16 protein-coding genes and 1 tRNA gene are annotated in these 18,709 nt (G+C 29.5%); 9 read left to right on the plus strand and 8 right to left on the minus strand.

Translation table 11 applies throughout. The features are described from left to right. Window positions 1-4: 4 nt before the first annotated feature. The 4 genes from hemE to hemA form a co-directional block, all read right to left on the minus strand. Window positions 5-1,030, minus strand: a complete 1,026-nt coding sequence (gene hemE / locus ACFDSN_RS04200) for a uroporphyrinogen decarboxylase (RefSeq protein ID WP_375238577.1) — start codon at window positions 1,028-1,030, stop codon at window positions 5-7. 46 nt (window positions 1,031-1,076) lie between these two features. Beyond that, a tRNA-Ser gene (locus tag ACFDSN_RS04205) sits at window positions 1,077-1,163 on the minus strand. Window positions 1,164-1,180: 17 nt separating this feature from the next. Beyond that, window positions 1,181-2,764, minus strand: a complete 1,584-nt coding sequence (hemC, locus tag ACFDSN_RS04210) for a hydroxymethylbilane synthase (protein ID WP_375238578.1) — start codon at window positions 2,762-2,764, stop codon at window positions 1,181-1,183. 1 nt (window position 2,765) lies between these two features. Beyond that, window positions 2,766-4,016 (minus strand): glutamyl-tRNA reductase, encoded by a 1,251-nt coding sequence (gene hemA / locus ACFDSN_RS04215; RefSeq protein ID WP_375238579.1) that lies wholly within the window; start codon window positions 4,014-4,016, stop codon window positions 2,766-2,768. Window positions 4,017-4,213: 197 nt separating this feature from the next. On the opposite strand from hemA, the gene ACFDSN_RS04220 reads away from it, so the two are divergent. Continuing rightward, the gene (locus tag ACFDSN_RS04220; RefSeq protein WP_375238580.1) at window positions 4,214-5,104 is read left to right on the plus strand and encodes a helix-turn-helix domain-containing protein; all 891 of its coding nucleotides are present in this window, start codon (window positions 4,214-4,216) and stop codon (window positions 5,102-5,104) included. A 51-nt stretch (window positions 5,105-5,155) separates the two neighbouring features. Here the strand turns inward: ACFDSN_RS04220 and ACFDSN_RS04225 are convergent, their stop codons facing one another. From ACFDSN_RS04225 to ACFDSN_RS04240, 4 genes are all read right to left on the minus strand, one after another. Continuing rightward, window positions 5,156-6,001 (minus strand): hypothetical protein, encoded by an 846-nt coding sequence (locus ACFDSN_RS04225; protein ID WP_375238581.1) that lies wholly within the window; start codon window positions 5,999-6,001, stop codon window positions 5,156-5,158. A gap of 2 nt (window positions 6,002-6,003) precedes the next feature. Beyond that, the gene (locus tag ACFDSN_RS04230) at window positions 6,004-6,771 is read right to left on the minus strand and encodes a hypothetical protein (RefSeq protein WP_375238582.1); all 768 of its coding nucleotides are present in this window, start codon (window positions 6,769-6,771) and stop codon (window positions 6,004-6,006) included. Between the two features lie 19 nt (window positions 6,772-6,790). Continuing rightward, window positions 6,791-7,528, minus strand: a complete 738-nt coding sequence (locus ACFDSN_RS04235; protein WP_375238583.1) for a hypothetical protein — start codon at window positions 7,526-7,528, stop codon at window positions 6,791-6,793. A gap of 194 nt (window positions 7,529-7,722) precedes the next feature. After that, entirely contained in the window at window positions 7,723-11,196 is a 3,474-nt protein-coding gene (locus ACFDSN_RS04240; RefSeq protein WP_375238584.1) for a TraB/GumN family protein, read from the minus strand. Between the two features lie 116 nt (window positions 11,197-11,312). Here ACFDSN_RS04240 and hemH point away from each other — a divergent pair, with 116 nt between their 5' ends. The 8 genes from hemH (at window position 11,313) to ACFDSN_RS04280 (ending at window position 18,427) form a co-directional block, all read left to right on the plus strand. Continuing rightward, window positions 11,313-12,344: a ferrochelatase gene (hemH, locus tag ACFDSN_RS04245; RefSeq protein WP_375238585.1), complete on the plus strand. Its 1,032-nt coding sequence runs from the start codon at window positions 11,313-11,315 to the stop codon at window positions 12,342-12,344. After that, window positions 12,344-13,702, plus strand: a complete 1,359-nt coding sequence (locus ACFDSN_RS04250) for an MATE family efflux transporter (RefSeq protein ID WP_375238586.1) — start codon at window positions 12,344-12,346, stop codon at window positions 13,700-13,702. Before hemH ends, ACFDSN_RS04250 begins: the two co-directional genes overlap by 1 nt. Continuing rightward, complete coding sequence (locus tag ACFDSN_RS04255; RefSeq protein ID WP_375238587.1) at window positions 13,702-14,253, plus strand: CopD family protein; 552 nt, start codon at window positions 13,702-13,704, stop codon at window positions 14,251-14,253. Before ACFDSN_RS04250 ends, ACFDSN_RS04255 begins: the two co-directional genes overlap by 1 nt. Window positions 14,254-14,385: 132 nt before the next feature. Next, the gene (locus ACFDSN_RS04260) at window positions 14,386-16,056 is read left to right on the plus strand and encodes a hypothetical protein (protein WP_375238588.1); all 1,671 of its coding nucleotides are present in this window, start codon (window positions 14,386-14,388) and stop codon (window positions 16,054-16,056) included. After that, window positions 16,010-16,597: a hypothetical protein gene (locus ACFDSN_RS04265; RefSeq protein WP_375238589.1), complete on the plus strand. Its 588-nt coding sequence runs from the start codon at window positions 16,010-16,012 to the stop codon at window positions 16,595-16,597. Before ACFDSN_RS04260 ends, ACFDSN_RS04265 begins: the two co-directional genes overlap by 47 nt. Before the next feature lie 61 nt (window positions 16,598-16,658). Beyond that, entirely contained in the window at window positions 16,659-17,102 is a 444-nt protein-coding gene (locus ACFDSN_RS04270) for a hypothetical protein (protein ID WP_375238590.1), read from the plus strand. Between the two features lie 195 nt (window positions 17,103-17,297). Next, window positions 17,298-17,810 (plus strand): hypothetical protein, encoded by a 513-nt coding sequence (locus ACFDSN_RS04275; RefSeq protein WP_375238591.1) that lies wholly within the window; start codon window positions 17,298-17,300, stop codon window positions 17,808-17,810. 20 nt (window positions 17,811-17,830) lie between these two features. After that, on the plus strand, window positions 17,831-18,427 hold the full coding sequence (locus ACFDSN_RS04280; protein WP_375238592.1) for a hypothetical protein: 597 nt from the start codon (window positions 17,831-17,833) through the stop codon (window positions 18,425-18,427). Window positions 18,428-18,709 lie beyond the last annotated feature (282 nt).

Genomic DNA, 18,709 nt, shown 5'->3' on the forward strand with positions numbered 1-18,709 from the left:
TGTTTTAAGCTTTATATTCTTTTACTGCATCTATAAATGCTTTTGCATTTTCTAGTGGGATATTTGGCAGAATTCCGTGACCTAAATTTACAATATATTTGTCTTTACCAAAATCGTTAATCATTTGTGTGACCATCTTTTTAATTTCCACTGGTGGCGAAAACAAACGGGTTGGATCAAAGTTTCCTTGTAAGGTAATATTTCCTCCAGTTAAGTAACGAGCATTTCTTGCAGAACATGTCCAATCCACACCTAAAGCTGACGCTCCAGATTTAGCCATTGTGTCTAATGCAAACCAACAACCTTTTCCAAATGCAATTACTGGTGTTTCATCTTTTAATGCGTCAATAATTTGCTGGATATAATTCCAAGAGAATTCTTGATAATCTACAGGTGATAACATTCCGCCCCAAGAATCAAAAACCTGAACTGCATTTACACCAGCTTTTACTTTTTCTTTTAAGTAAGCGATTGTAGTATCTGTGATTTTTTGTAATAATTGATGAGCAGCAACAGGATTTGTAAAACAAAACTCTTTAGCTTTATCAAAGTTTTTAGATCCCTGACCTTGTACACAATAACATAAAATGGTCCATGGAGAACCAGCAAAACCAATTAGCGGAATATCGTCATTAAGTTTTTCTTTAGTCATTTTTATTGCATCGTAAACGTAGTTTAAGCTTTCTTTTACGTTTGGTACAATTACATTATCTACATCTCTTTGAGTACGTACAGGATTTGGTAAATATGGGCCAAAATTTGGTTTCATTTGTACCTCAATATTCATTGCTTGTGGAATAACTAAAATATCGCAGAATAAAATAGCAGCATCCATTCCATATCTACGAATTGGCTGTACTGTAATTTCACTTGCTAATTCTGGTGTTTGACAACGTGTAAAGAAATCATATTTAGCCTTTATTTCCATAAATTCCGGCAAATATCTTCCTGCTTGACGCATCATCCAAACTGGCGGACGTTCTACTGTTTCGCCTTTTAAGGCTCTTAAAAATAAATCGTTTTTCAACATATCTCAATTATGTGTTTCCTAACTAAATTAGGAATTTACTTATTTGCAGAGAGTAAGGGATTCGAACCCTTGGTACCTTTACAAGTACACTACCTTTCCAAGGTAGCACGATCGGCCGCTCTGTCAACTCTCTATTTAATAGAGTTTATGTTAAACATAAACCTCATTCACTAACTCAATAACACTTTCTACGGTTGGAACTTTAGCTACACGTACATCATCGAAATGATTTCTTGCTTGTTTTGCAGTAGTTTCACCTATACAGAATGCAATTGGCTTACTATTATTATGCTTTATAAAACTATCTACAGTACTTGGACTGAAAAACATAACACCTTCAATAGTATTGGTAATTTCTAAACCTTCGTATTTAGTTGTATAAGCTTCAATTTCGTTTACAGTAATATTACTTTCTCTTAAAATAGTTGGCAATGCATCTAGTCTAATATCACTACAGAAATAAGAAACCTCAGTTCCTTCTAAATAATCAACTAAATAATTAGCTAACGTTTCTGCATTTTTAGCTTGATGAACTACAGGTCCTATTTTTTGTTCTATTAACTTCTTGGTTCGTCTACCAACACAGTAAATATTTGTAAATTTTAAATCTTCAGCAGGAACACTATTTATAATAGCTTCTACTGCATTCTGACTTGTAATAACCACATTTCTATGATCTTGCTTTAAAACTATTGGTGAAATACGGTTAATATTGACTTTTACAAAATCTGCGTGATTTACTTTTAAACCTTGATGAAATAATTTCTTTTGCTCATCGGTTAAAGCTTTAGTTGAAAATATTTTTTCGTCTCTAGAAGTATAATCCCTTGTATCTACTAATTTATTTCCACCTTTATCTAAAATGTAATTAGCGCAAAAACTTGCTATATTATGGTGGCTACCTAAAGGTTCTATTTTTTCAACTTCAATCTTACGAGTTCCATCTCGACTTAACAAAACACCTTTAAAACAAATGTCATTTTGTTTGTCTCTATGAAATGCAATTGCTCCAATTGGGGAAGAACATCCACCTTCTAAAATTCGTAAAAATTTACGTTCTATACCTGTACAGATTTCAGTAGTTTCATCGTTAATTTCTTTACAAGCTTCAACTACTTCTGTATTTTCCTTTAAAGCTGCAATCATAACTGCTCCTTGACCTGGCGCAGGAATCATCCAGTCTAAATTAAAAGAGTTTTCTGGTGTTAATTCTAAACGACCTAGTCCTGCTGCTGCAAAAATAGCTCCATTCCAAGTTTTACTGTTTTCTAATTTTTCTAATCGTGAATTTACATTACCACGAATATCTTCAATTTTATGCGTTGGAAAACGGTTTAACCATTGTGCTCTTCTTCGTAAACTACTCGTTGCAATTATGGCATCTTTTTGACTCATAAATTCTTCAGAGTCATTAAAAACCAACATATCTCTAGTGTTTCCACGTTTTAATACAGCAGCTTGAATAATACCTTCTGGCATTTGTGTTGGCACATCTTTTAAAGAGTGTACAGCTACATCAATATCACCATTAAGTAAAGCTATATCTAAAGTTTTTGTAAAAATTCCAGTAACACCAAGTTCATAAAGCGGTTTATCTAAAACGATATCTCCTGTAGATTTTACAGGAACTAAGACGCAATTATGACCTAAGTGTTCTAATTGAATCTTTACAATATTTGCTTGCCAAAGGGCTAATTGGCTATCACGAGTACCAATACGGATGGTTTTAGACATTTTATTTTGTTTCTAACTGAAATACTTTTTTTATAAGTTCTAAACTTTCCGTTCCAGAACCTGCATCGTCTTTTAAATGATGCGCAAAGTGATTGGTTATTTTTTGAATAATGTTATTACTAATTATTTCGGCTTGAGCTTCATTAAAATCGCTTAATTTTTTACGCTGCGTATCTAATTCTGCCATTTTAAAATCTTGAAGCTTATGTTTTAAAGCTTTAATTGTAGGTGCAAATTTACGAGTTTCTAACCAAGCATTAAATTCAGTTTTAACTTCTTCTATAATTTCCTCTGCAATTGGAATTTGAGATTTTCTTTTCTCTAAAGTATCATCAGTCATTTGAGATAATTGATCCAAATGGACTAGTGTAACTTGTTCTAAATCGTTAACATTTTCGTTTACGTTTTTAGGAATCGATAAGTCTAAAATTAAAAGTGGCTTGTTATTTTTAATTATGAATTTATCAACTGTAGGATTTTGTGCTCCAGTAGATACTATAAGAATATCTGCTGTATGAATTTCTTCCTGTAAGTTAGCATAATCTTTAACAACTAAGTTAAATTTTCCTGCAATTTTTTCTGCTTTATCTTTTGTTCTGTTTATTAGTGTAATGTGCTCGTTTTTAGTATGTTTTACTAAATTCTCACAAGTGTTACGACCAATTTTACCTGTTCCAAATAACAAGATGTTTTTTTCTGGAACATTTTTAATATTATTTAATATATAATGAACAGAAGCAAAAGATACAGATGTGGCTCCAGAAGAAATTTCCGTTTCAGTTTTAATTCGTTTACTAGCTTGAATTACTGAATTTAATAAACGTTCTAAAAATGGATTTAATAAACCTGCTTTTTTGGATGCTCTTGCACTAATCTTTAATTGGCTAATAATCTCAAAATCACCTAAAATTTGACTATCTAAACCACAACCAACTCTAAATAAATGTGCAATTGCTTCGCGACTTTTATAAATATATGCCACTTTTTGAAACTCCTCTACAGTTCCTTTTGTGTTTTCGCACAATAGTTTTATAAGCTGATATGGATGTTCTGCAAAACCAAAAATTTCGGTTCTGTTACAGGTAGATGTTACTATTAAGCCTTCTATGTTGTTATCCTTGGCTTGACTTAAAAGATTTTGTTTTGCATTTTCATCTAAACTAAAATGACCTCTTACTTCAGCATCAGCTTTTTTGTAGCTAAGACCTAAGGCATAGAAATGAGTTCCTTTTGAGATGTTATACTGTTCCATTTAATTCAAAACAAATTGCCTCGCAAATTTATAAGGCTTACTTTGTTTAAAACAACGCTAAAAGAACAATAAATATCGTTTGTGGTTTTTTAAAGTTGTTTTTCGTATTTTTGCTTTGTAATCATAGTGATAACAGTGATTTTTGGCTATTCTCTAAAACTTAGTTTAGAACGAATCTAAATAAAATAATTTCAAAAATGAAAGAAACTCTTGTGAAAAATAACGCTAAAAGGTTTTTTAACGAAACTCGTATTGAAGACGGTTTTTTTGTATTGACATATAGAAACGACGAAACCGAAGTTGCTGTTATTGAGAGAGATATAGATAGTAGTTTTATTCAGTTTCATTTTTGCTTAAAAGGGAAAAGTGCTTTTTTGTTTAACAATGGCTCTTATGTTTTAGATATTTCTGAGGAATCTTCTTTACTGCTTTATAATCCTGAGCGTGATTTACCTATTAGTTTAAAAGTAAACCCTAATAGTTGGATGGTTTCTATAATTATTTCTATTAAAAAATTTCACGGTTTATTTTCTCAAGAAGCAGATTATATTTCATTTTTAAACAAAGAGAATAAAGAAAACAAATATTATAAAGATGGTAAAATATCTCCATCTATGAGTATTTCTTTAAATCAAGTTATAAACTACAATTTAAACGAAATTATAAAACCACTCTATTTTAAAGCTAAAGCTTACGAATTATTAAGCTTGTACTTTAATAGAAGTGAAGATGCAGACATTGAACAATGTCCATTTTTAGCAGACGAAAGTAACGTAACTAAAATAAAACGTGCCAAAGATATTATGATTTCTAAAATGGCTGAGCCACCAACGTTACAAGAATTATCTGAAGAAATTAATTTAAGCCTAAAAAAACTTAAAGAAGGTTTTAAGCAAATTTATGGAGATACTGTTTATGGATTTCTATTTGATTATAAAATGGAAGTTGCCAGAAAACTATTAGAATCTGGTGCACATAACGTAAACGAAGTTGGTTTAAAAGTTGGTTATAGCACATGTAGTCATTTTATTGCCGCGTTTAAGAAAAAGTATGGTACTACACCTAAAAAGTATGTTCAATCTAGCTAAATAAAAAAGGAAGACGTTTTGTCTTCCTTTTTTATTTAATTTTTTGTAAGGTTAATTTTGATAATAATGTGCTATTATTTGAATATCATCATTACCTGTACCTATGTACATTTTTACAGCACCAGTTCCTCCTGTATCACCAACAGCTAATTGAGCAGCAAACATTGCTGTATATGTTCCAGGTCCTAACTTGACATAATCCGAACCTGTATTATGAAAATTCTCATACTCTCCATTTCTAGAGTCTCCATTATTATAAAATTGCCCATTAATAGCTAATAATCCACCTACCTCATTACAAACAGTTCCTCCAGAGTTTACATCTATACACCAAGGTCCATCATTTATAGGATTACCATCTACATCATTAATTATAGCTGCTCCTAGGTAATTATTTTGTCTAAAGTAAACACCAGTCTGAACTATTCTTGCATGTTCGTCTGCAATTCTTCCACTAGCATTAGCTGTTTTGTAAACAGACCAAGAAACAGAATAATTTATTTCAACAATAGCATTAGCTGTTAAAGTAAAGCTTGTAGCTGTTCCTCCAACAGGTATTCCTGCTGTTGTATAACCAAATCCGCCTCCAGTTTGATTAATTAAGGTCGATGGATCTATTCCGTCGGTTAAATAGTTTTCAGAATCAAATAAAATCTCAATATTATTAGCTTGTGTACCTAATACCAAATCCCCATTATCATCTATATGAACAGGAGTTGTGCTATCTGTGCCCAGATTATTAGGGTTGTTAACAGAACTTAAACCATCTATTCTAATTGTTTCGATTGGTCCAGCAACATGAACTGGTTGCTGTGGGTCATCTGTATTAATTCCAACTTGTGAATAAACCAAATTAACAATAAAAAGTAATCCTATATTTAAGTATATTTTTTTCATAATTAATTATATATTCTAATTTTTAAATAATCCTTATCTCCACCATATCCAACACTTGTAAGATCTGCAGAGTCACTAGTAGTTACTCCAAAAAAGTATAACGTATGATTTCCTGCAGGAACTGTTAAATAACCTTGACTGTTCATGTAGGGATAACCAATACTTCCACCATAATTAGTTTCGTAAGATTGTCCTTTGTATCCGTGTCTAATTGCTTTCTCAGTTGCGTCTAATCCATTACTGTCTATATCTACGCAAAAATAGGTAACCATTGTAACTGCTTTTTCATATGTTACATAAGCTGTAGGAACACTTGTGCTTAAATCATTTCCTGCTACTAATAAAGTTATACCATATTTTACCTCTACAGTTGCGTCTTGAGGTGCATTAAAAGGAATGGTTTTAATTGTTCCTTCAACAGTTGTACTTCCAATTGGACTATTTATTACTGTTCCAGAGCCATAACCTAACGTATAAGGATCATCGTCAATAAAATTAGGAACATCAATTAAAAAATTTAAAGGTTCAGTAGCCGCTGTTCCAAAACCACTACCAAAAGTAATGTCTCCATTAGCATCAACGTAAGCTTTGACAAGCTTTCCTGTTGGGTTTTTTGTTGGATTATTAGATGTGTTTAATGCATCTATTCTAATTGTGGAAGTGCTTCCTGCTATATGTAATTCTTCCTCTGGTGTAATTGTTCCTATTCCTACTTGTGAAACACCAACAAAAAAACAAAGATTTAATAATAATGAAATATGTGTTTTCATAATAATGTAGTTTTATTAATTAATGTAATCTTAAGAAAATAGCGTCATAACCAGTAGCAAATTCTACATAAGCTGCTTTAGAGGTTGTTCCGCCGCCGCCGCCTTTTACATTAGAAGATACTTCTCCGTAAAATTGTATGTCGTATTTTCCTGCTGCTGGTAATTGTATATATGCAGTAGATGCATTATACATAGGTCCAGTAATACTTAATGTAGATCCACTAGAATAACATTTAGAAACAGGACCATACTTTCTTGTTCCTACACCACTTATAACAAAATAAGTACTAATCCTTCTTGCATAATTATCAGAAATAACTGTTTTAGCAGCATCTAAATAAACATCAAAACTTAAATTATATTTCACTTCTAAGATTGCTGGTCTGGCTACGGTTACTTCAAAAAGTGTAATTTGTACATCAGCTTGACCATCGGTATCGCTATTTGTTAGAGTAACAAAATTAACTGGAATTGCAGCATCATCTACAGCATCAGAACCATTACTATTATATAAAGGTTTAAATTCGGTTGTTAAATTTCCTAGCGCATCAACATATAAGTTATACGTATTATTAGTGAAATCTAAATCTCCATCTACATCTCCTGCGTTATATGGGCTATTGTCTCCGTCAAGACTTTCTATTCTAACGGTTCCTGTGTTTGAACCTACATGCAATGTTTGTTGTGGGTCAGTTGTATTTACACCTACTTGAGCAGATATTTGAATTGTAAATAATAATAAAACTAAAATCTTCATAAGCCATTCTTCATTTGTGAGACATTAAGATAGGCAATTTTAGTATGTTTTAAACAAAAAATATCGTTTTTTATGAGTTTATTTTTTAATAATAGATATAATGTAAAAAAAAACAGCTAAACAACCACAAATGAGTTAAGTTGTTGTTTTACACCTTTTTTTTGTTTAACGTTGTAAAAATCGGATTATGCGTATTACTCATCATCCATTAAACGTTTTCTGGTTTTATGAATAGCTTGCTTTAGTATTTCATTGTAAATACCTTCTTCGTCTTTATTTTCATCAAAATAATCGCCGTAAGAGTCAGATTCTATATATGGATTTATAACTATTGACTCTTCATTTTCAGGCTTTAAATAACCAAAATAATGTAGTTTGGTTGTGGATTTATTAGCTGTAGTTTTTACTACTTTATAAAAATGAACTTCGCCTTCTGCCTCTAGGTCTGTTGTAAAAGGCTTAACACCAACAAATACAATAGAGTCTCGTTCTTTTTCAATATCAACATCGGAAAATATGTAAGACTTTATGTAGCTTTTTTGACTAATTCCAGTAGCTTTCATAGCTTTAAATAAATCTTTAGCTACTAGCTTTCTGTAAACTAAATATTTTACATCTTTGTTGTTAACCGTTTTAACTTTTAAGCTTTGTGGAATAGTTTCTTTAGCCTTTGCTAAAAGCATATAATAAGAGGCTTGTGCGTGTCCGTTTTTACTTTCTATTAATTTATTAAAAAAGGACTTGGCTGCAATTTCTTTTCTATAAGGGAAAATTAAATACACATAATCTATCAATGTATAACTACCTTTAAAGGAATCAGAATTATTACTTAAACTACGTTTAATTTCAATTTTAGCGTCGTTAATTATTTGCTTTTTATACTTTTTATAAACTTTAGGTTTGATTAAATTTTTAATTCTAAGTCTTGATAAAAGTTCATAAATATTTTCTTTGTATTCCGTTACAGAAGTGTAATCTAAAAGATCTGGAAATAACGATTTTCTTGTGATTAAACTATCTTTATAATTATTAAATACATAGCCAATTTCTCTTTCATCAAGTGGTAAATCTTCGCGTAACAATTCTAATAATAATTGGTTTGCTTTTTCTGTGTTTTTATCGAATACACTATTCAAAATTTCTAATTGGACATCTGGATCTGAGTAAGATGCTTTGTACAACTTCTTAAAATACGGAGTTATATCTGGATGATTTAATTCACCTAGACTTTCTAAAATAAAGTACTTTAAATCCTTTTTATTTTCTGGGAATTCAAATTCCTCAAGAAAAGAAATCATTTTTGGAACGTGTTTATTACTAAATAAAATTTTGTTTCTGGCATCAAAAACAATACTGTCGTTGTTTTTTAAAGCTTCAAAGAACAAATTAGTTTTGTCTTTAAATACGGAAACACCAAGTGTTGAGTCTATTGGAGAAAAAGAGTTGTAAAATTCAGTAATAAATTTACTTGGTGAAATAATAGAATCTGTAAGCGTTCTTAATTCGAATAAAGCGCCTTTGTTTAGAATTTGTTTAATTTTTATTTGTTTACTACTTATGCTGTCTTGCAGATTAAAAGTGTAACTAAAAACACTGTCTTTTTCTGTTTTTATTTTACCAGTGATTTTAAAATTCTTATAACCATCAGAATCGCCATAATTTTTGTAAAACTGGTCTGTTTCGTTCCATAAACTATCTATGTTAGCATACATTTGAAGGTCGTGATATTTATGTTTTTCAACATAAACTTGTTCGTTAGAATTAGAGTAATAATTAGTTTTATTAGTGAATTGTAAATAAGGTTTCTTTTTGTTAAAACCGTTGGAAGATCTTGGTGGTTTTGTTTTAGTATTTGTAGAAACACTAAAATGTAAAGAGGTATCTATAATTGTTTTAAAATTTTCTGGATAATTTATTTTATTGAATTTTAATGAATTGAAAAAGGATATAGCGTCATCTTTTTTAGTACCAACATAACCTAATACATAATAACTACCATCTTTAACTATGGTTTTTAAATGAAGGTTTTTGGATATTGTACTATCCAAAACAACTTCTGCTTCAAAACTTTTATAAGCTTTAGAGGTATAATTTCCTGTAAAATTTTCTAATTCTAAATTTTCAAAAAAGTTAGTCGCTAAATATTTAGCTTCAAAATTATCTTCTTCAATATAATACGTATCAAAATAAACAGCTTCTTTTAAAAAATAAGTTGCGTTATTGTACTTGGCTTGAAGAGTTTTGTTTCCTGCATTTTCAAAATTATCGCTAGAATATGTTTCAGGGAAACTAAAAGTATATTTATTGTTAGGTTCTTTTAGTGTAATTAATTTTGAAGCTTTCTCTTTAAACTTTATTGAGTTAAATACATTTTTTTCAAAATCCAAAACATAATTTTTCCTTCCTGAAAGTTTAATAATTATAAATTCTAAAGGTGTTTGATAAATATGATATTTTTCGTAATCACCTTTTTTTGTTTTATTTAAAACACTAATTCCTGGATAAGTTTCAGAAAGCGTTTCTTTTGTAATAATCTCGCCTGGAATATCTTCAAAAAGGTAGTTGTCTATATTTTTAAGTGTTAAGTTTTTATCGTTAGGCAAGTAATTGTAAGTGTTAATTCTACTAACCGATAAATGTGCGCCATTAGATAAGTCTGGTGAAATATAGTACTTCATCCCGCGATGTACAAACTCTCTTAATTTGCCAAATGTATTCAAACTTAAAAAACCATCTGGAGTGCTGTTTTTTGTGAAACTAGGTTTTTTTATAGTATTTTCTATACGTTCTTTTTCAGTTTTTGCCACATCTGTTTTTGGAGAAACTAAGGGTTTTAAATTGTACCCTTTTTCTCGTAACATTTCTATCATTCCTTTTTTTCCACCTAAATGTGCAGCTCCAACACCAGAGAAAACAGACTTGTTTCTCATTAACGTATCTAAAACGGTTACCATATTTTTATTTCTAATAGTTAGCATGTTATCTCTAAAAAAAGAGGTGTTAGATGCTTCACTAATAGAATCTAATAGTTGAATATTTCTGTCTCTATATGTTTTTTCTCTTAACACATAAGCGCTTTCTTTTTCGTAGAGTTTAGATAACCAAGGAGCAATTTTATCTTTCTTGCTGTTTTTTTGCGCTTTAGAAACTAAGTATCGAGATTCTTCGATACTCTCTAAACTCACAATTGGCTTGTTGGTTTTTTTTCCTGCTTGATAAATAAACATATCAAGATAAGTTTCCTCTTCAAAATTATCACTAGAAGAATTTTTGCGGTATAAAATTCCATTTACCAATTGATTATTAAATCTTATTGCTGATCGGATTAAGATATCTTTTGGTGTTTCTATACCAACAATATTATCGTAAAAACCTTCCTTAAAAGCTGTATTGTAATTTTGAGGAGATAGAAGAAAATTATCAAAATTAAAACCAAGCCAATCGCTTGGGTCAGATTCTAGAGCTACATATTCACTATTGTTTAAAGCTTCAAAAAACACATCATCTAACCTAAAGGCTATTTTACTACTTACATGCATTGTTCCATATAAATATGAAGGCTTCTCTAATCCATTTCCTGTAATTTCCCACAATAAGCTGTTTTGATTGTTTTGTGAAATTGCTATAAAAAAACTAAGAAAGCTTATTGCAGAAAGAATATGTCTCATAAAGTAGGTTGCGTTGAACAGTAAATATAGTTAAGTCGCTTCATATAATCAACGTTTAAAATGTTAAGTATATTACAAAATAGAGTTGTATTTTTGTAACTGCTAAAAAAAGGAAAATGAAAAAAGGAGTTTTATTAGTTAACTTGGGTTCTCCAGATAGTCCAGAACCAAAAGATGTTAAACGTTATTTAGGTGAGTTTTTAATGGACGAACGTGTTATAGATGTGCCGCTTTGGGCAAGGACATTATTGGTTAAAGGTATTATACTAAACACAAGGCCAAAACAAAGCGCGAAAGCTTACAAGAAAATTTGGTGGGAAAACGGATCACCTTTAATTGTTTTAAGTGAAGAATTAAAAGATAAAGTTCAAGAAGAAGTAGATTACCCTGTTGCGTTAGCAATGCGATACGGTTCTATGACAATAAAAAAAGGGTTACAAGAGTTAGTAGATAAAGGTGTAGAAGAAGTGTTTTTAATTCCACTTTATCCTCAGTTTGCTATGGCAACAACTGAAACTATTTTAGTTTTAACGGAAGAAATTCGTAAAGCCAATTTTCCTAATTTAAAAATTTCAGATTTACCTGCGTTTTATAATAACAACGATTATATTACGGTTTTAGCAAACTCAATAAAAGAAGATCTAAAAGATAAAAATTACGATCATTTACTATTTTCTTATCATGGTGTTCCAGAACGTCATATTAGAAAAAGTGATATAACAAAATCGCATTGTAAAATAGATGGTTCATGTTGCGAAACACCAAGTAAGGCGCATGAGTTTTGTTACAGACATCAATGCAAAGAAGTCACTCGTTTGGTTGCCGAAAAATTAAATTTTGAACCAGAAACGTATTCAACATCATTTCAGTCTCGCTTAGGCTTTGATCCTTGGTTACAACCTTATACTGACAGAACTATAGAGCGTTTAGGAAAAAAAGGTGTTAAAAACATGGCAATTGTAACGCCAGCATTTGTAAGCGATTGTCTAGAAACTCTCGAAGAAATAGCTATGGAAGGTGCTGAGTTATTTCATGAAGTTGGAGGACAAGACTTTACAACGGTTCCGTGTTTAAACACTAATCAAGATTGGGTAGAACTATTAGCAAAATGGATTAAAACATGGGCTAAAACTCCAGTTGAAGCTTAATGAAAAAAACTAAAGCATCACTTTTAGGAACACAATCTATACCAAAACTTTTGGTAAAACAAGCTGTTCCTGCCTCTATAGGTATTTTAGTAATGTCTTTAAATATTCTAGTCGATACTATTTTTGTTGGTCAATGGATTGGCTCAACAGCTATTGCAGCTATAAACGTGGTTTTACCAGTTTCTTTTTTTATTGCAGCAATTGGAATGAGTATTGGTGTTGGTGGTTCATCTATAGTTTCTCGTGCTTTAGGAGCGCAAAATAAAGAAAAAGCATTATCTGTTTTTGGAAATCAAATCACACTAACCTTATTAATAACTGTTAGTTTTGTTGTTGGAGGATTATATTTTGTAGATAACTTAATTCCATCTTTTGGAGGAAAAGGCGCCATTTTTGAGCCTGCAAAAATATATTATACTATTGTACTTTATGGTGTGCCATTTTTAGCACTTTCTATGATGGGAAATACCGTAATTAGAGCAGAAGGCAAACCTAAATTTGCTATGTATGCTATGCTAATTCCATCTGTAGGAAATTTAATATTAGACTATATTTTTATAAATATTTTAGATTATGGAATGGAAGGAGCAGCTTGGGCTACTACTATTTCTTACGGTTTATGTGTTAGTTTTATATTATGGTTCTTTATTTCTAAAAATTCAGAATTAAAAATTCAGTTTAAGCATTTAAAATTGCAATTAATTATAGTAAAAGAGATTGCAAGTTTAGGTTTTGTAACTTTGGCTAGACAAGCTGTAGTAAGTATAACTTATTTATATTTAAACAATATTTTATATCGTTTTGGCGGTGAAACACTAGTTACTGCATATGCAATTTCTGCAAGAATGTTAATGTTTGCACTATTTCCTGTATTTGGAATTACACAAGGGTTTTTGCCTATTGCTGGTTACAACTATGGCGCAAAAAATTATACAAGAGTAAAAGAATCTGTTTTTGTAGGTGTTAAGTCGGCTGTGTTTTTTGGATTAATTGTATTTAGTGTGTTAATGGTTTTTCCTGAAGCTATATCTAAATTATTTACTAAAGATAAAGCTGTTTTAGAACTAGCACCAAACGCAATGCGTTGGGTTTTTGCTGTAACTCCAATTGCAGCTATACAAATTATTGGCGCAGCATATTTCCAGGCTATTGGAAAAGCTATTCCCGCTTTATTATTAACATTAACTAGACAAGGATTTATTTTTATACCTTTATTATTTATTTTGCCCCAGTTTTATGGTGAATTAGGTATTTGGATGGCATTTCCAATTTCCGATGTAGTTGCTACAATAATTACGGCAGTATTTCTAAATAAAGAATTAAAAAAATTACCAAAAACCGATAAAAAAATAGTTTAATGGAACCATATTATAACTACATTAAAGCATTTCACTTAATATTTGTAATTACTTGGTTTGCTGGCTTGTTTTATATCCCAAGATTGTTTGTGTATCAAATTGAAGCGTTTCATAAATCATCTCCAGAAAAAGAAATTTTAGGTAAACAGCTTAAACTTATGGCAAAGCGTCTATGGTTTATAATTACTTGGCCAAGTGCCATTTTAGCTATATTCTTTGCTTTAATACTATTATATTTACGCCCGTTTTTAATAGAAGAACCTTGGATGCAAGTTAAATTAGGATTTGTATTTTTATTGATTATATACCATTTAAAAACGCATGCCTACTTTAAGCAATTACAAACAGATGTGGTTAAGAATACCTCTAATTTTATGCGCTTATGGAATGAAGGTGCAACCTTTATTCTCTTTGCCGTTATCTTTTTAGTTTTAGTTAAAAGTGCCATAAATTGGATTTTTGGTGTAATAGGTATTTTGGTTTTAGGAGTTTTATTAATGCTAGGCTTTAAAGTATATAAGCGTATTAGAGATAAGAATCCAGAAGCTTAACCAATTAAAAAGATTATTTCACGTATTAAAAAGTAGGTTTTACCCATTATTATGTTTAAAAAAGTAATAAAGCAATTAGCTTTGCGTTAACAATAAAAACCAAATTAATTTAGGAAAACACCTCAAATATATGTGAAGCTAATAATATTAGCAATAATAGTTTCTTTTACAAGTTGCGAAAAAGATGACGTAAAACCAGAAATTGAGTCACCACTTTTAAAACAAGAGAATATTTTTAAAACCATTAGTTTTAAAGAACTATCTAACAATAAAAATATTTTAAAAGAAATTAACGCCTTTAAAAACAATAGGTTGAGTAGTGAGTTTTTGGGTAGAACTATAAATGATAGTATAACAGGATTAGAGATTGATACTGATTTTGTTAGTTATTTAGAAAGCGTAGATGGACAATATCATTCTTATACTTTTAATGTCACCAATACACCTAAAGGTGTTGGATTAGAAAATGTTTTTTTTAGTCTACAATCAGATGGTAGTTATAAAAAATTTATTGCTTATTATGACCTTACTGAGATAGAAATAAATGATTTGCAAAAAGGAAAATTTGTAGACATAGAGAATAAATTACAAATTTTTGAATTACCAGAACATTCGTTTTCTAATTTAGAACTAAGATTGTTTTATGATGATAGTTCTAATTGTTGGATGAATACAAGGTGGATATCAGGAGATAATTGTAATGAACAAGGAAATCATTCATACGAAGATGTAAGTGAAGGTTTAGTTATTTGTACTGCAGATATAGGTCCAACACAAGGTTATTCTGAAAGCTATGTGGTAACTTGTAATCAAACAGGAAGTGGTTTTAATGATGGTATTACAACTAACAGTCCTGACGGAACACAACAAACAGGAGCTGGAGGAGTTGTTACAACTAATAACGATACAACTGTAGCAACCAGCTCTCAATCTTGGGAAGATGTAGAAGATTGTTTACAATTTAGAACAGATTTTACGCCAGAAATGCTAACCTATTTGCAAACCTATAGAGATATAGCTGCTCAAATGGATGCCTATATAGAACAAGATGGTTGTGTGCAAAATGTACAACAATTTGGAATAAATGCTTTAAATGCATTAATGACTGGTGGAGAAGTGGATTTTGATGAGAACATTATATATACAGTAGATGGGGAATGTCATAAAAGTATTTTAAAAAAATTAGTAGAAGTGTATTCGCCGTTTACAGCTATGATAAAAAATGTTTTTGGAGAATCTGAGACTATTAATGTTAAGTTTTGGAATGGGGACAATAATGGAAACCCAGCAAGTACAAACCCTATTTATTCAGGAAACACTAATGATTATACGATAAATATAAAGTTTGATACGGATTATTTAAATACAGCGACAGATTTATCAGTTGTAGCAGTCACTCTTCATGAACTTTCACACGCTTATTTTATAAGTCAATATTTGGAAGGAAACTTAAATAGTTCAAGTTCGAATTATGTTGATTTAAACAATGCATTTATTGCTTTTTATGAAAACTCAACGCAAGATACTTTTGATACTTTCGATAATGAAATTCATAATGCAATGAATGATTTTATTCAAAAAATGGCAAATGCTATTTATAATTATGCTCAATCAAATGATATTCCAAATGTAACCCAAGATTATTGTATTAGTTTAGCATGGGGAACAATGCATTCTACTACTTTGTTTTCTGAAATGCTTACTACTGAAGAACAAATGAATGCACAAAATATTGTAATAACCGAACAAAATAATAATGAATATGACCCATCTTACCCAATTAAAGGTACTCCTTGTGATTAGTATAGTATTACTTTTCTCTTCTTGTAAATTAGAAAAAAACGATGATTTTTTAATCGTTGAAAATATAATTAAAAAGTATAAAAAAAAATCCAGTTATAATGAGGTTATATTAGATTCAACTAATAATAACTCTACTGTTATAAATTTTATAACAAAATATAAACAACTTTTTATTGAGAATAAAAAGGACTTAATTAATGGTTTTAAAATAGAAAATGATCTTGTTAATATTTCGAAAATTGATTTTATTTTTAACAACAGTCAATTTGAAGAATATCTAAGACAAGATACAGGTGTTGTTTCAATATGGAATAAAGAGATATTAAATACTTTTTCAAATAAAGACTATAGTCGAAAAAATGTAATAAAAATATCCAAACCTATTTATTCCTTAGATAAAAAGTATAGTTTAATTTATGTTAATAAGGTTACGAAATCTTATATTCTAATTTATCAAAAAAATAATGAAGAATGGCTAGAGTACAAGCTTGTTTCTCCAAATTTGATTCAATCAAAAGTTAACACATTTAATTATAATTAAAGTTTTTATAATAAAACCGCAATCTCTTAAAACCGTTGTGGTTTTTGCATTAGCGATTAATATGAAATATTTATTTGGATTATTATTTTTTATAGGGATGAGTGGTCATGCGCAAGACATTGTTTATTTAAAATTTGAAGAAGGCAAGGAATCTAAGTGTCAACTAAGTAGTTTTAGAGATGGTAGAAACAAAAAAGAATATAGTTATAAGCCATACAAAGGGAAGATTACGGATAAAAAAATAGGTTTTCTAGTTTGTGGGGAGCATTTTGTTTATGACCCAAGCCTTCATGGTATTACCTATGAGTTACCTGAAAACATAGAGTACATTACAATAGATGAAATGTTTACTAAGTTAGAAACACCAGAGTATCGTTTCGCAAAAGAAAAAGTATATAAGAAGATTTTTATTGTAGAAGTTTTACCTAATAATAAAGTAAACATATATCCTGTTACTTGGTCTAAAATTTATTATTGGGAAGATGTTGAATACCAAAAGCATTAATTAAAATTAGAAACCACAACTCTTTAAGTTGTGGTTTTGATAGCTATAGCTCAAAAAGGAGAACTATGCGACTAATCATTATATTTTTATTCCAAAAGGAAATTCATCAAATGCGTCAACTCTATGTTTATAAGCTCTAGGTTTTTAAAACTATCAGTAATTATTATTTTGTCTTTTTGTTTTATATGTTCATCATTGAAAGAAAAAAACAAAGATGAATTTTATGACATTATAAACAATGAAATCAAAATAGTATCTATATCAGAAAATCAAAATGTTAATCTTTATTTAAATCAAAATGAATACTTAATTGGTTTTTTAGAGAATATAAATCAAAGTAATTCAGATAACTTAAAAAAGTATAATTTAGATAAAGATGTTGTTGCTTCTTTTTTTAATAAAGATGTTATAAAGAATATTTTAGACCAAGCAAAAAGTAACAACTCAATTAATTTAAAAAAAATACAACTTCAATCTAATATGAAAATTAGTGAGGTTAAAGAAAAAATTACAACTTCAGAATATCTAAAGGGTTCTTTAGAGTATGAAATTTACCTTTCAAGACCCTTAATTAGCTTAAATAACAAATATGCAATTGTTTCTTTTTCTAAAGGATTTAAACAAGCTATGGAAGGAGGAATCGTTATATATGAAAATATAGATTTAAATTGGAAAAGAATCAAATTTTTTGATAGTTGGATTGAATAATAAGCATAATCAAGAGTGTGATGAATAGAATCTATATAATTGTTTTAATAGCTATACTTTTTCAATCATGTGTGAAAAACACAGAACAGATTAAAGAAAAAGATTTTGAAAATATTATTATAAAATTGGTTGATACTACTGTAACAGACTTCAGGAAATTAATAGCTCCATCAATGCATGATTTGTCTAGTAAGGAAGCTGAAAGAGTTTTTTATAAAAAAGTAGATTCTGTTAAGAAATTAAAGTTTGAACCGTTGAGAGTTGTATTATATGATACATTGTATGATATGAACATTTTGGAACAAAAAAAGAATAATAAAATAAACTTTAATAATTTAGAGACAACAACTAATAAAATTATTAAAACTATATCAAAAAAGAGTAATGATAAGTATAACTATATTTTAAAATCTTCATATAATGAAGACAACGCACTTTCTGAAATTGTACCTAAATATTCTTTTTCAAATATTTATTATAGTAAAATTGACAACTTATATTTTATGACTTTCTCAGTTTCATATAATAAATTAAATGGAAATACATATGAAGTATTATTTAAAATTGAAAATGAAGTGATAAATATTGTTAAGATTAATTCCTTATCAATATCATAATAATTAAAATCTCTTAACTACTAAAACCACAACTCAAAAAGTTGTGGTTTTTCTTTTTAAAAGAAGCTTTAATGATAAAATGTTGGCCTCATTTTTGTTATATTTAAACAATGAAAAAAAAGAAGTTATCTCTTAGGGTTCGTATATTTATTTCTATGGTGTTTTTGGTGCTTTTGGCATCTGTTTTAATTGCTTTAGTAGCTATTTTTCAATACAGTGAAGAAACTCAAGATTACCATACACAACGTTTAGAACGTAAAGAAAAAAGTATAAAACGCCATA

The organism is Aurantibacter sp. (assembly GCF_042094015.1).
Lineage (GTDB): Bacteria > Bacteroidota > Bacteroidia > Flavobacteriales > Flavobacteriaceae > Aurantibacter.